This is a genomic window from Clostridium sp. 10cd* (assembly GCF_044336395.1).
In the GTDB taxonomy this organism is placed as follows: domain Bacteria; phylum Bacillota_I; class Bacilli_A; order Erysipelotrichales; family Erysipelotrichaceae; genus Clostridium_AQ; species Clostridium_AQ innocuum.
In genome coordinates, this window is the sequence record NZ_CP172347.1 from 4,095,248 (window position 1) to 4,109,971 (window position 14,724).

Here is a 14,724-nt window from a genome sequence, read left to right on the forward strand (position 1 = left end):
TCCATGCATTTCTCAGCCTTTTGTAGAAAGCGGCTTCACTTCTTCCAAAAATTCCCCGCAGGTCATTACCGGGATTCCCTCATCCAGCAGCAAACGTGCAAACATTCCATCGCCCTCCACCAGCCGGTTTTGAAAGCTTCCATCATAAATGATTCCCTTTCCGCAGCTTGGACTACGCGGCTGTAAAATGACCAGATCCGGCTGAAACTCACGTATCTGCGCCAGTGCCAGTGCTGCTCCCTTTTTAAACTGCGCAGTTACATCCTCACCTTCTGTATTCATGATGTACTCCCCCGATATCTCCGCACAAGCTCTTGGAGTAGGTAGACCACCCAGCACCTCAGGACACACCTGCAGCACCTCATGCTCCTTCAGATAATCGATCAATTCCGAGGAAGCATTATTTCCGCCATTATATTTACAATTTACTCCCAGCAAGCAGCTGCTTACAGCATATTTCATTCCTTACCCCTCCTGTTTATTCAATGTATTTAAATAATGAATGTAGCCTTTTCTTATTTTCTATAAAGAAAACAGCACACCCACATCTCTATACATTCTATCATAAACCATCCAGTGACACATACAAATGTTTGTGTATCACATAAAATTCAATCCTCTCAATACCGATTCGCTTCCGCATATCATCATGAAACAAACTATAAAACCATAATTGGCAGCTTCCTTTCACATTCTATCTTCATTCCCCCACATATCCTGATAGGGACCATATGTTTAAACTCCCTCTATTCTCCCACGCTTTGAGCGCAGGCGCAGACATTGCCTAACAGTTGTTTCAAATTACTGATTTCATCACAAACTGGATTTTATTTCACACATTCCTATCGACGATTTTAAGCGCACCTGTATATTCACGCAGACGAGCTTGTAGCGCAAAAAAGCCGCCTGCACAAATCACAATACGGCTTCCTGTATTAGCTTGCTTTTGCCTTGCAATAGGCTGTAAAATCATGCTCCTGTATAATTTCATCCAAAAGCTCGCGGTTCCCCGGCTTCTCCACATGATACCAGTAGACAGGCAATATATCCAGCTGTCTGCCCTGTTCATCCAGTATCTGCGTGTTTATTTTCTCATATTCATTTTCCGAACTACCAGGCACATATTCCTCCAGTGCATCAACCGCACGGGCTGCCGCTTCATCCACCTCATAGATTTCTCCAAGAATTCTGGAATTCCCCGGAAGCAGTGCCGGGTATGAGCGTTCCTTTAGGGAATACAGTTCCCCGATGACATAGCCATAGCCTAAAAACCGACTCTTCCCCTTCAAATAAAGCTCATAATTATACAATCCCATTCGCAGGGATCCATAAACGAACAGCTTCATTCTAACAGATGGTGCCTCCTGTCGTTTTGACATCCGCTTCATTATGGATCATTGCGGAAATAGCACAGGTTAACCCCTTAACGATAACCTCCAGCGCCATGCTCGGCTGTCCCGGCTTGTCCACCACCTGCTGTGGAAGATACGGAATATGGATAAATCCGCTTTTCTTGCCGGCAAATTCCTTTTCAATCATATAGCGCACACCATAAAGCACATGGTTGCATACAAAGGTTCCCGCACTGTTTGATATAGAGGCAGGTATCTTGTTTTTGCGTATCTCATTCACCATTGCCTTGATTGGCAGGTTGGAGAAATAGGCAGCATCACCATCCGCAAACACAGGCTCATCAATGGGCTGATTGCCTTCATTGTCCGTGATACGGCAGTCATCGATATTGATACCGATACGCTCCACGGTAAGATCACTGCGGCCACCTGCCTGTCCGATCGACAGAATCATATCCGGATCATGCTTCTGAATAGCTTCACGAATCACCTGCAAAGACTTATGAACGACAGTAGGTATTTCCAACTTGATAATCTCTGCTCCCTCTATCGTAGCTGGCAGCAGCTTCACTGACTCAATAGCGGGATTTATCGGCTCTCCGCCAAACGGATCAAATCCGGTCACTAATATTTTCATAAACAGCTTCCTTTCCTAGAACGCCAGCAACAGCATCAGTACGATGTGTACGACGATCATTGCGAATGCCATCGGTGCCTGTGCCCGAATGACAGTCCATTTATTTCTTGTTTCCAAAACAGCTGTTGGCACAATATTGAAATTGGCAGCCATCGGTGTTAATAAGGTACCACAAAATCCGCAGGTCATACCAAGTGCTCCGACAACAACCGGGTTTCCACCCTGTGCAATGACAAAGGGAATACCGATTCCCAGAGTAATGACAGAGAATGCCGCAAATGCATTTCCCATAATCATCGTAAATATTACCATGCCAAGGCAGTAGATAATGACTCCGATCAGAATATTGCCGCTTGGTACGACACTGGATATCATTGTGGAAATCACATCACCGACACCGGCTTCGGTAAACAGGGTACCCAAAGCGCCCAAAAGCTGTGGCAAAAGACAGGATGCACCGACCTGCATCAGCTGCTTGGTTGTATTTTCACGCGTTTCATTTACCTTTGGACGGCAGATGATAACCGCCAGAACAAAGGATACCAGACAGGCGATTCCAACCATAACGGCACCATCCAGCGCAGCGCCGTCGATTCTGACAAACGACATCACCAGCGCCATCAGACCAACTGTCACGGCCGGAAGGAATATCCAGCTTTTGATCCGTCTGTTTTCTTTTTCCTTTTCCTCAACACTGACATCCCGGAAGGTACCGATACGTACCTGCCCGCTAACTGTTAAAATCCCCATAACCACAAGGATTCCTCCGGTAATCGTACTCGGAATCCATTTTCCAAGGATGAAGATCACACCGACAAGCACCCAGAACAGCGCTGTCCCGTATTTTGCCTTATCATTCTTCCGGAATGCCCGCCAGCCGGCATCCAGACAAACCAGTCCGCATAATGCATAAAATATTTCCGGAGCGATATTAGTCAGAAAATCAGTCATGACGAGCACCTGCCTTTTTTACCTTACGGTCAAACAGGAAAACCTGCACAAATGTAAAAGCTACGGTAATGACCATCACCGGGATACTGGCCATTGCAATACTTGGAAGTGTAACTTCCTTGTACATGGAAAGTGTTCCCTGAATCAGCACAACACCGCTTGCCGCCGCAAAGCAGTTCTGTGCAAAGAAGTTACCGAAGTTTTCCACAGCTGCCGCATGTCCCTTCAGCTCCTCCACCTCATTTTCACTCAGGTCACTCTGCTTACTCACCTTTGCCGCAGCCTCTGACATTGGCAGAATCAGCGGACGGACAAACTGAACATGTCCTCCGATCCGCACATTGAATGCACTGGCAGCAGTACGAACAAGCATATAGATTGCCAGCACCTTTCCTGCGGATGCATTTTTTATTTTTCCTATCAGATATGCCGCACGTTCCTTCAGCCCGTAACGCTCAATAATCGCGATTACCGGGAAGATAATCAGGAAGATCGACATCAGACGATTGCTAACAAAAGACTCTCCCAGAATGGAAAGAATATGTGGAATATCCATTCCTGCAACAATTCCTGTCACCAGACCAGCCAGCAGAACAGTTGCGAGTACATCGAACTTCAGTGCGAAGCCGAGAACGATGATTACGATTCCAATCAATTTCAAGTATTCCATAATAAACTCCTCTCTATCATGGGGATTTTATCATTAACGGTAAAAAGTCGCAATCATTTTCTTACAAAATTTTATGAATTATTTTCACATTTCACCTGAAAAAGAGCTTCAGGCTTCCATTTTTTATTGAAATAAGCCAGCATTTACCTTATTTTCGTTTCATAAACACAAGCTCCTGTGCCTTGGATAATTCCTTATGATATGCATAGCCGTCCGCGTGAAAAGCGATAAGCTCCTCTGCGGTGGATATCCGCTGTGTGATGATCCAGTTAACCATTGCGCCTCTTGCCATCTTCACCTGCGTGGATTCTGTTTTCAGTCTGCCCGCCTTCTCTATAAGAAATGTCACTGTATAGGTAGATTCTTCGCACAGATAAGGGTACACAGCTTTTGAATATTCCTTACTGGCAAGATTGATGATACAGGGTTTTTCGCCTTCCTCCTGCAAGAGGAAATGCGCAAGACGATCCCCCCAGTACGCATACAGGTCCCTGCATTCACCGATCGGCAAACGTGTCTGCATTTCCAGACGATAGGGCTGGATGGCATCCATGGGACGCAGGACACCATACATACCGGACAGTATTCGTATACAGTTCTGTGCATAGGCGGCATCCTCCTGTGAAAAATTCTCCACCCCCATATGCTTGAACTGCAGTCCGTTATATGTATACAGCGCGGGTGAGCCTGCAAGAGAAAACGTCATGTTCTGATACCGCTGTACATTCTCCACAGCTATTTTCTCATTTATTTTCATCAGGGTACGCAGCTCATCAGCGGAAAGCTGCTTCAGCCTTTCACATATAACTTCACTGTCGTTGATGAAGTGTGGAAGCTGCAGCGGTTCTCTGTTCACCGGCTTCATCTGCTTGGTTGGTGATAACATTATTTTCATACTATCTTCCTCATTTCTCCTGTCTATTATAGCAGAGGGAGCTGCTTTGCGGCATTGATTTGCATGTTCATATCCGATTTCATTCCTAATGATTTTATAGCCTCTTTGAAGAATGATATCCCTGAAAGAAGAATCAAAAGCATACAGCTACCGAAAGGTTTCTTTACCATAACAATATAAGTTGATAAAGCAGTAAAAACCGAAAAAAAGAAATAAAGTTCCTGCATGTGAAGGAAATCTATTTCTTCATGGTTTGTTATGTACACCGGTATTTCAATCCGTGTTAGAATCAGCTTTACAGCACCGCTTTTAGATCATGTCCTCGCTTTGTTCCGGCAGGTCCTCACTCACCGGTAGTTCCACGCTGCTGTTTTCCCTTTTCAAGCGTACTCTGCGATTCATTTCCTCACGCAGCAGAGAATAGATAACAGAGAAGGTTGGCAGTCCCAGCAGCATACCCGCAAAGCCAAACAAGCCGCCGCCAACTGTGATTGCAAACAATACCCAAAGGCCGGAAAGCCCCACACTTGTTCCAACGACGCGCGGATAGATCAGATTGGATTCAAACTGCTGCAGACAGATGCCGAATATGACAAAGAACACCCCTTGCAGAGGATTGACGAATGCGACCAGCAGGGCACACAGAACAACACCGAAGATCGCTCCGAAAATCGGTATGATGTTGGTACAGCCGATAATCACACCCAGGATCGGTGCATATGGGAAGCCTAACACCAGGCAGCCGATATAGCACAAAACACCGATAATCACCGCTTCCACCAGCTGCCCGGTGATAAAGGCGGAAAAGGTTGTGTTGGTAAGATGAGCGACCCGCAGCACAAACGCATTCGCTCTGCTGGATGTAAAGGCATAGAGAAAGCGATGAGACTGTTCCAGCAGCTTATCCTTGGATACCGTCAGATAAACCGCAATAACCAGCGCCATAAATACATTGGCCAGACTGCTCGCAAAGCCGCTTGCCATGGTAAGCAGATGCGGTATTCCGTTTTTCAGAAGATTCACCAGAGTGTCCTGCAGCTGTGCGGAATAGGTGTCCACCTGCTTGAGAACATCCTGCGGTATCTGCTGTTTCTCGATCATACTGGTAATCGTTTTCTGTGCATCCTCAATATATCCCGGCAGTGAATTCGCCAGTGAGGCAATGCTTTCAATCACCTGCGGCATCACAATGCGTACAATAAAGGCGAGAATACCGAAAATAATTAACAGGGAGCATACAGCGGCGAGCGCCTTTTTCCACCTTCCCAGATTGTCCGGAAGCTTTTTCAGGAAAAATTTCATAGGGATGTTGAAAACAAACGCCATCATGATGCCATAGATAAACGGACGCAGCATACCGATGATCATAGACACCGTATCAAACACCTCATTCAGATGCAGCATGATCCAGATTAACGCTATCGTATAGGTAATCAGAAACAATACATGCTTCAGCGTCAGCCGGTTGATTTTCTTATTTTTTTCAGTGAACATAGAAGACCCCTTCCTTTATGAGTTCCTCAGCTCCAGCAGGATATCGCGAAGCTCTGCCGCACGTTCGAAGTCCAGCACCTTTGCGGCCTCCCGCATTTCCTTTTCCAGATTTGCCAGCAGCTTTTCCTTATCCTTCTTGCTGACCTTGGCTTTCTTCCCAATATATTTCGCCGTCATTTCCTGGGTTTCCTTACTGCGGACAACCTCATGGATCGGCTTGATGATCGTTTTTGGCGTAATGCCGTGCTTCTCATTATAGGCAATCTGTATTTCACGGCGACGTGCGGTTTCATCCAGCGCCTTCTGCATGGAATCCGTTATTTTATCCGCATACATAATGACCTGTCCATGGGCATTACGGGCAGCACGACCGATAATCTGAATCAAAGAGCGCTCACTTCGCAGGAAGCCCTCTTTATCGGCATCCAGAATGGTAATCAGAGAAACCTCCGGTATGTCCAGACCTTCACGAAGCAGGTTGATACCGATCAGCACATCGTATTTTCCTTTCCGCAGGTCCCGTATGATTTCCGTTCGTTCAATCGTTTTAACCTCATGATGCAGCCACGCCACCTTGAAATCCATTCCCTTCAGATAGCTGGTCAGATCTTCCGCCATGCGAACGGTCAGCGTTGTAATCAGAGTACGTTCATTCTTTTCAATGCGCGTACGGATTTCATCCACAAGATCGTCGATTTGTCCCTGCGTCGGACGTACGGTTACCACCGGATCCAGAAGACCTGTCGGACGAATGATCTGTTCTATGATTTCACCCTTTGTCTGTTCCAGCTCATAGTTACCCGGTGTTGCGGAGACAAAGATTGCCTGATTGATCATTTTCTCAAATTCTTCAAAACGCATCGGACGGTTATCAAGTGCGGAAGGAAGACGGAAGCCATAGTTTACCAGTGTTTCCTTACGGGCACGGTCCCCATTGTACATGCCGCGAATCTGCGGCAGGGATACATGGGATTCATCCACTACGAGCAGAAAATCGTCAGGGAAATAATCAAATAAGGTATACGGGCGTTCTCCCGGCTTACGACCATCAATATGACGCGAATAGTTTTCAATACCCGGGCAGACACCGAATTCACGCAGAGCTTCTATATCATAACGCGCACGCTGTTCCAGCCGCTGCTTCTCCAGCAGCTTGCCCTCATTTTCCAGCACCTGCAGACGGTCAGCCAGCTCTTCTTCGATCGTATTCGCTGCCCGATTGATAATTTCCTGCTTTGTCGCATAACCGCTGGCCGGATAAACCACGTAAACGGTATAGGCATTCAGAACCTTGCCGGTTAGGGGATCCACTTCACAGATTCGTTCGATTTCATCATCAAACATTTCGATTCGCAGGATAAAGGAGTCCGTATGTCCCGGTGCAACCTCAATTACATCTCCGCGGACACGAAAGGTACCCCTCAGCAAATCCATGTCATTTCTCGTATACTGTCTTGCGACCAGCTTTCCCATCAGCTCCTTGCGATCAATGATATCACCCACACGGATTGAGAAAAACATCTCCCGATACTGTTCCGGATTGCTGGCACCGTAAATACATGCGACTGAAGCTATGATAATCGTATCCCTTCGTTCCAGAATGGAGTTGACAGCTGCCATTCGCAGCATATCCAGCTCCATGTTGGTTGTCGCATTCTTGTCAATATAGGTGTCGGAGCTTGGAATATAGGCCTCCGGCTGATAATAATCAAAGTTGGATACAAAGTATTCCACCCGGTTGTTCGGAAAAAATTCCTTAAATTCAGAATAGAGCTGTCCTGCCAGTGTCTTGTTATGTGCGAATACCAGTGTGGGCTTATTGACCTTCGCAATCACATTGGATATGGTGAAGGTCTTACCGGTACCGGTCGCCCCCAGCAGAACCTGCTGTTTCTTTCCTTTTTGAATGCCGTCCACCAGCTCCTGAATTGCCTTTGGCTGATCTCCCTGCGGCTGATAATCCGATACAAGATCAAATAATTTAGTTTCCATTTGTCAGTTCCACCGCTTTCTTCATCTGCGTATCCAGAACTGCCTCCTCACTATGCCATTTTAACGCACAGCTGGAAAGCAGAGAGGTCAGGGTATCCGCATCAATGTTTCCAGTGACCTTCATTCCCTTATCCTTCTGATACTGCTTCAGGGCTTCACCGGACGCATAAGAGAAATATTCATCCGTCCGATCCACTGCATAACCGAGGAATTTCAGATAAATCTGTGCACTCTTCGCTGCTGCGGAAACCGTATCCGGCTTGTATACTTCCTTTTTCAGAACCGGTGCACTCGTATAGAACGCTTCATCCAGCTTTACCTGAACATCCGGTGTAATGCCCTTCCCGTTTATTTTTTCCCCCTTTGGCGTAATCCATTCCGCTGTTGTGTATTTAAACATGGTTCCGTCCTTAAAGGTGAGCGGCACCTGCACCGTTCCCTTGCCATATGTTTTTTCTCCGACAACGGTTGCGCCCAGATGTTCGCGCAGTGCTGCAGTCAGCACTTCTGCCGCACTGGCAGTATCCCCGTTGACAAGTACAACAATTTTCTTATATTTGTATTGCTCATAACCGCTGATGGTTTTGTAATCCTCCTTCGTGCCGTCCTTTGTTTCTTCACGGAAGATAACGGTATTGTCCGGAAGCAGATAGCTGGCAATTTCCTGTGCGGATTTCAAATAGCCGCCGGTATTGTCCCGCAAATCCAGAATCAGGTTCTCACAGCCATCCTTCTTCAGACTTTCCAAATGGCTTTTAACCTCTTCCCCGCTTGTTTCCGCAAAGGTGTCAAGCTCCAGTATTCCGGTTTTCCCGTTGACACTGCTGTATACGGAATCCTGCACAGTTGCTTTCTTCACCTTGATTTTCTTATGCCTGTTTTCCCGTATGATTTCCAATGTGATTTCATCACTCTTGGAATTGGTGATCAGCGCTTTAACATCGCTTGTTGTCATATTCCTGCATACAGTTCCATCAATGGCATAAATCTGATCTCCCATCAGAAAGCCTGCTCCCTCTGCCGGTGAATTTTTCAGCACCTCATCGATGATAAACGTCGAATCATCCACGCCGTAAAACTGAATGCCGATACCGACAAAGCTTCCTTCCATGGAGCCCGTAAAGCTTTCTGTCTGTTCATTATCCAGATAGCTGGTATGAATATCGCCGCCGGCATCCACCAACCCGCTGATCGCACCGTCAATCAGCTTCTGATTCAGATTTTTCTGATTCTTTCCGAAGTAGAATTTGTCACTCATGATGGAATAGATTTCCTCCAGCTTCTGAAATTCATCTCTGGAGGCTGCCGCAGTCTGATGCAGCGTGGAGTTTAAAAAGAAGCCTCCGAAAAAGCATACGATACATGTGGCAACAATGCACATTCGTCTCTGTCTGCGTTTTTTCTCTGCCTGTATTTCATCCGGCCATTTATGTCTGACCAGTTTATATCTCACAACTTTTTTCTCTGCCATACAAAACACCTCATTGTCCTTTACAGATTTACGTTTATAATCATATCACATTTTATGAACGATGATAACTATTTCGATGAAAGAACATGACAGTTCGTGAAATCTCATTCGCTCATTTTCATAAAGGCGCTCATTTTCATAGACTTTCCTTCAAAGTGAAAACAAGGAAAAGGACTGCCTGAGCAGTACATCCTTCCCAGATTTACATAGAACGCTCCCTTTGGAAAGCTCTGTGTAATCACGGAATGCACACCCGGCAGTCCTTTTTTACGATTATTCTGATAAAGCGGCACTTTCATTGCGTGCCGGTGTCCATATCAGCGCTTCCAGCGCAGATACTTCGTAGTTGAGAAAAAGCTTCCCACAAGTCCGACCAGCATACCGCCCAATAGCAGAATACCGCAAATCTGAAGTGTAAACGGCATAATCGGCTGTAGTGTAAACAGACTGGTTATAATCTGACCGTTCAGCATGTCAAAGAAATACTGATAGCCGAAATAGGTAAAGATACACGGCAGTACAGCGCCCATTAAACCTATGAGCATTCCTTCAATCATAAACGGAACCTTTATGTACCAGTTTGCCGCACCGACATTTCGCATAATGGATATTTCGGCATTTCTCGCATAGATTGTCAGCTTTATGGAATTGGATATCAGGAAGAGTGCCAGCAGTGTCAGCAATCCGACAAAGACGAGTCCTCCGGAGCGAATGGTATTCAATACGGAAATCATTTTGGATACACTGTTTCCTCCGTAAACAGACTGCTTCACAAAGGGCAGCTGTTCAATCTGTGCATTGATGGCTTTGATCTGATTGGCATCCTTCACGGACACAAAGAAGGCATTGCACAGCGGGTTATCCTTACCGCGGTACATTTCAAATTCCTTCCCCTTTTCCTTAATCATCAGCTCCAGCTCATTATCCTTATCGGAAAAGGTCACCCTGCGTACACCGCTGATTTTTTCCAGACCGTCTTTTGCCTCATCAATTTTCTTCTGTGTTTTTACATCCGCCTTTAAAACCACATGAATCTGCAGATCATCCTCGATGGAATTGGTAAACAGAGATACATTTCCTGCAATCATCAGAAATGCGGAAAACAGAATCAGTGTGATGGTAACTGCACTGGATGCCGATAAGGACATGGCGATGTGACGAAAGATACTCAAAAAGGCCGTCTTTATGAATTTCGGGAACGCCTTGAAAAATCTAATCATGCTTCAGGTAGCCCCCCTTCATGATATCCGCAACCACATAGCCCTCCTCCAGACAGATGGTGCGTTTCTTAAAGCGGTCTACGATCGTTGAATCATGGGTAACCATGACAACCGTTGTTTTTTCAACCTCATTGATTTTCTCCAGCAGCTCCATGATTTCCGCAGATTTATCCGGATCAAGATTTCCTGTCGGCTCATCCGCTATCAGCACCTTTGGATGATTGGCAATTGCACGGCCGATTGTCGCCCTTTGCTGCTGTCCTCCTGAAAGCTCATTGGGAAAGGCTTTCGCCTTGTCTTCCAGCGATACCAGCTCCAGCACCTCTCGCACACGACGCCGGATATCCACCTTTTTCATGCCGATGACTTCAAGAGCGAATGCGATATTTTCAAAAATTGTAAGCCTTGGAAGCAGACGGTAGTCCTGAAATACGACCCCGATGTTTCTGCGGTAAACCGGTACACGGGAATGCTTCAGCTTTCCCACATTGATATTTTCCACCATAACCGTGCCGCTGTTTGGGATTTCTTCTCCATCCAGCAGCTTGATCAGTGTAGATTTACCTGAACCGGTCGGTCCGATGATGTACACAAATTCTCCATCATCAATGGCAAGATTGATATCCCGCAGTGCATGTACACCATTCTTATATTCTTTTGATACGTTTTCCATTACGATCATAACATCACTCCTGACTTTTCATAATTACGCTTGAAACGGGCAGCGTTCCTTATAGGTAAGCTTACCCGAAGATATTTTCCGGTTTTTCACGACAAGGGGCACCGCTTACGCCACAGGTTCTGCTTAATGCTCCATTACCCCAGCCGCAGCCCCATGCAAAGTCAGCAGAGGAACGGAATTGTGAGATTGCAGAGGATATACTCATTTTTCCCAGATTGATAACTTCAATGTGACAGTGAGGTCCTGTAGAATTGCCACTGTGTCCGGTTAACGCCAATAACTGCCCCTTCTTTACCTGTGATCCTCCAGATACCGCAAAGCCTTCTCTGGATAAATGAAAGAAACTTATCGCATATGTGGTTCCGCCTGCCTGTGTCAACATTTGAATCGTATTACCACCGCCAGCAGGATAACCAATCCAGTTATTGAGAAATCCACCGTTAGTTGGTGCCGGATTGTCCGCATATAAAATTATGCCATCAGCAGGCGCTACCAAAGATGTACCAATCGAGGTTGCAATATCAAGACCTAAATGCACTCCACCGTCAGGATAATACCAGGTACCGGCAGACACGCTGCCTCCGCGAACCGGCATCATAAGCGCACCATTTCCACTGAAATCCAGCTTTCCTGCGACAGAGGTATTGATATTGATTATATTGTTCTGAATGCTTGCGATATCCACCTGCACCGAACGCATTTTCTCATTCAGTTCAGCTTCCTGCTTACGGTATTCCTCCAGAAGCTTCTTTTTCTGCTTCTGTACCTTTTCTGTTTCTTTCTTATTTTTCTCGTTCTCCGCTTTTTTCGCTTCCACATCAGCCTTCAGCCGGTTTTTCTCGCTTTTCTGATGATCCAGCTCAGCTTTATCCTTCTGCAGCTTTTTAATTTCCACCTGATCACTGTCTGTGATTCTCTGCAGACCATCCACCTTACGAATCATATCAACAAGATCCTTGGAGCCCATAATGACCTCCACATCCATATTGGTGCCGGTCACCGCCTGTTCATCAAGCATGCGATCGGTGATGATCTTATTCCGCTGATCGATATCCTTCTGCTTCTTTTTGATTTCCACATTCAGCTTGGAAATCTGACCTTCAATGGTTCGAATATTGGCTTTATTGATTTCGATATTCTTATCCAGTTTATCAATCAAGGATTGCAGCTGCTTCATAACGGAGGTTATTTCCTCAATATTGCTTTTGATTGCGGATATTTTCTTATCCAGAGAGGATACCTCTCCTTCTAAAGAGCTGCTCAGCCCCGCATAGTATTCCTTAAAGGCCGCACACTGCTGCGCTGCCGCTTCACTTTCCTGAGCAACACTGCATTTGTTCAGCCATGCTTCTTCATTTCCTTCAAAATCTGCTGCATACAGCCAGCTGTTTTTCTGTGACGGTACCAGAAACAGCATTGCCGCCACACAGCCTGTAATCATAAGTTTCTTCATTTTCATCGACGCCACCTCAAATATTTCGTTGCTGCCAGAAAGCTGCCAATAATGCCCACAACAGCTCCACTCAGGAATAGCACCCCTGCAATCTGCAAGGTGAAGGGATATGGCTTCTGCATAACGAACATGCTGCTCATGAATTGCCCGCCAAAGAAATCATAGAGAAAGCCATAACCGAATATCGTCAGAATCACAGGAATCAATGCACCGATCATTCCAATGAGCATACCTTCGAACATGAACGGTGTTTTGATATACCAGTTTCCTGCCCCTACGTTTCGCATAATGGAAATTTCTGTCTGCCTTGTATAAATTGTCATTTTAATAGTATTGGTAATCAGGAATATCGCAAGCACACCCAGTGCCAGTATAAAGACGGCACCTCCGTATCGTATCGTTTCAAAGGTGTCAATCATATCCTGTATGCTTTCTCCGCCATACTGTGCCTTTTCAATACCTTCCATATTGTTTAATGTTTTTGTAATCTGAGGAATATCGGTTGCCTTCTCCACCTCCACGATGAATACATTTGGCATCGGATTGCGTTCCTTGTAGCGTTCAAACACCGAACCGCTTTCCTCAATCAGGATGTTCAGCTCATCCTCTTTGCTGGAGAATTCCACTGTTTTCACACCGGAGATTCCTTTGATCAGCTTTTCCATGTGTTCAATTTCATCCTGCTTCTGCAGGGAATCAATGGATGCATGAATTTTCAGATTTGTTTCCACATGATCCGCAAAGCTGTTCATGTTGGCCGCAAGCACGAGAAACAAAGTCATCAGTGTCAGCGTTACTGCCACAGCAGAGGCACTGGACAATGTCATCGCCATATGACGGCCCAGATTGCGGAGCGCCGTCATGAAATGCTTGGGAAGACTTTGTATAAAACTAATCATGATGTATATATCCGCCTTTCGCGATATCCGCAACGATAAAACCGTCCTCCAGCGCTATCGTGCGTTTTTTGTATGTATTCACGAGTGTGGAGTCATGCGTAACCATTACGATGGTCGTCCCCTCCACCTTGTTGATTTTATCCAGCAGCTCGATGATTTCCATCGATTTCTCAGGGTCAAGGTTTCCTGTCGGCTCATCCGCGATCAGCACCTTGGGATGATTGGCGATGGCCCGGGCGATGGTAGCACGCTGCTGCTGTCCTCCGGATAACTGATCCGGGAAGGATTTTGCCTTATCCTGAAGTGATACCAGCTCCAGAATTTCACGTACCCGCCGTCGAATCGTAACCTTATCCAGCGCCAGCACCTCCAGAGCAAATGCAATATTTTCAAAGACTGTCATTTTCGGAAGCAGGCGGAAGTCCTGAAACACGACACCGATATTGCGGCGATAAAAGGGTACACGGGAGTGACGCAGCTTTCCCACGTTGGTTTCCGCAACATATACCTCTCCCGCATCCGGAAGCTCTTCTCCGTCCAGCAGCTTGATCAGTGTGGACTTTCCACACCCTGTCGGACCGATGATATAAACAAATTCACCTTCATCTATTTCAAGATTGATATCACGCAGTGCGTGAACCCCATTCCTATATGATTTGGATACATTTTTTAAGAGGATCATTTCATCACTCCTTTGGCTAACATTATAACATAAATCGACACCGTTGACAGTGTCTGTCGTATGTAAAATTCTTACAATTTCAAAATGCAGACACAAAAGTTATGATAGATAGAAAACATTACCTGTCAGCCATATAGCATTTTTTGAAAACCGAATGGGATTAAAAACATTAATATACAGCCTCTGCAGTATTCTCTGTCAGATAAGCATACTGATGTTCTATTATGGTACAAAGATCAACGATTAACCAAGCTGAAAAAATATGAACACTCTTGCTTTCATATTTAATGTAATTCAAACCTTATCATTAGCCCTGTTCTTGTTGG

The 14,724-nt window shown here is 45.7% G+C and carries 14 protein-coding genes; all 14 read right to left on the bottom strand.

Going from position 1 to position 14,724, the window contains the following annotated elements; all coding sequences use genetic code 11:
* Positions 1-12: 12 nt before the first annotated feature.
* A complete protein-coding gene (locus ACG3M1_RS20510) occupies positions 13-462 on the bottom strand; it encodes a DUF523 domain-containing protein (RefSeq protein WP_008816547.1) in 450 nt (149 codons plus the stop codon).
* 473 nt (positions 463-935) lie between these two features.
* Positions 936-1,346, bottom strand: a complete 411-nt coding sequence (locus tag ACG3M1_RS20515) for a gamma-glutamylcyclotransferase family protein (RefSeq protein WP_008816546.1) — start codon at positions 1,344-1,346, stop codon at positions 936-938.
* Position 1,347: 1 nt separating this feature from the next.
* Complete coding sequence (gene pcp, locus ACG3M1_RS20520; protein ID WP_008816545.1) at positions 1,348-1,989, bottom strand: pyroglutamyl-peptidase I; 642 nt, start codon at positions 1,987-1,989, stop codon at positions 1,348-1,350.
* A gap of 15 nt (positions 1,990-2,004) precedes the next feature.
* Positions 2,005-2,940, bottom strand: a complete 936-nt coding sequence (locus ACG3M1_RS20525; RefSeq protein ID WP_008816544.1) for a DUF979 domain-containing protein — start codon at positions 2,938-2,940, stop codon at positions 2,005-2,007.
* Positions 2,933-3,610: a DUF969 domain-containing protein gene (locus ACG3M1_RS20530; RefSeq protein WP_008816543.1), complete on the bottom strand. Its 678-nt coding sequence runs from the start codon at positions 3,608-3,610 to the stop codon at positions 2,933-2,935. The genes ACG3M1_RS20525 and ACG3M1_RS20530 overlap by 8 nt, the downstream gene beginning before the upstream one ends.
* A gap of 148 nt (positions 3,611-3,758) precedes the next feature.
* Positions 3,759-4,505, bottom strand: coding sequence for a peroxide stress protein YaaA (yaaA, locus tag ACG3M1_RS20535; protein ID WP_008816542.1), 747 nt, complete (start codon positions 4,503-4,505; stop codon positions 3,759-3,761).
* A gap of 309 nt (positions 4,506-4,814) precedes the next feature.
* Complete coding sequence (locus ACG3M1_RS20540) at positions 4,815-5,999, bottom strand: AI-2E family transporter (RefSeq protein ID WP_008816541.1); 1,185 nt, start codon at positions 5,997-5,999, stop codon at positions 4,815-4,817.
* A 15-nt stretch (positions 6,000-6,014) separates the two neighbouring features.
* Positions 6,015-7,991: an excinuclease ABC subunit UvrB gene (gene uvrB / locus ACG3M1_RS20545; RefSeq protein WP_002606053.1), complete on the bottom strand. Its 1,977-nt coding sequence runs from the start codon at positions 7,989-7,991 to the stop codon at positions 6,015-6,017.
* Positions 7,981-9,462, bottom strand: a complete 1,482-nt coding sequence (locus ACG3M1_RS20550; protein WP_002606054.1) for a S41 family peptidase — start codon at positions 9,460-9,462, stop codon at positions 7,981-7,983. The genes uvrB and ACG3M1_RS20550 overlap by 11 nt, the downstream gene beginning before the upstream one ends.
* A gap of 317 nt (positions 9,463-9,779) precedes the next feature.
* On the bottom strand, positions 9,780-10,682 hold the full coding sequence (gene ftsX / locus ACG3M1_RS20555; RefSeq protein WP_002606055.1) for a permease-like cell division protein FtsX: 903 nt from the start codon (positions 10,680-10,682) through the stop codon (positions 9,780-9,782).
* The gene (gene ftsE, locus ACG3M1_RS20560) at positions 10,675-11,364 is read right to left on the bottom strand and encodes a cell division ATP-binding protein FtsE (protein WP_009270654.1); all 690 of its coding nucleotides are present in this window, start codon (positions 11,362-11,364) and stop codon (positions 10,675-10,677) included. The genes ftsX (ACG3M1_RS20555) and ftsE (ACG3M1_RS20560) overlap by 8 nt, the downstream gene beginning before the upstream one ends.
* A 61-nt stretch (positions 11,365-11,425) precedes the next feature.
* Positions 11,426-12,823 carry a murein hydrolase activator EnvC family protein gene (locus ACG3M1_RS20565; RefSeq protein WP_008816539.1) on the bottom strand — a complete coding sequence of 466 codons (1,398 nt, stop codon included), beginning with the start codon at positions 12,821-12,823 and terminating at the stop codon, positions 11,426-11,428.
* The gene (ftsX, locus tag ACG3M1_RS20570) at positions 12,820-13,716 is read right to left on the bottom strand and encodes a permease-like cell division protein FtsX (RefSeq protein ID WP_008816538.1); all 897 of its coding nucleotides are present in this window, start codon (positions 13,714-13,716) and stop codon (positions 12,820-12,822) included. Before ftsX (ACG3M1_RS20570) ends, ACG3M1_RS20565 begins: the two co-directional genes overlap by 4 nt.
* Entirely contained in the window at positions 13,709-14,398 is a 690-nt protein-coding gene (gene ftsE, locus ACG3M1_RS20575) for a cell division ATP-binding protein FtsE (RefSeq protein WP_009270655.1), read from the bottom strand. Before ftsE (ACG3M1_RS20575) ends, ftsX (ACG3M1_RS20570) begins: the two co-directional genes overlap by 8 nt.
* Positions 14,399-14,724: the final 326 nt, after the last annotated feature.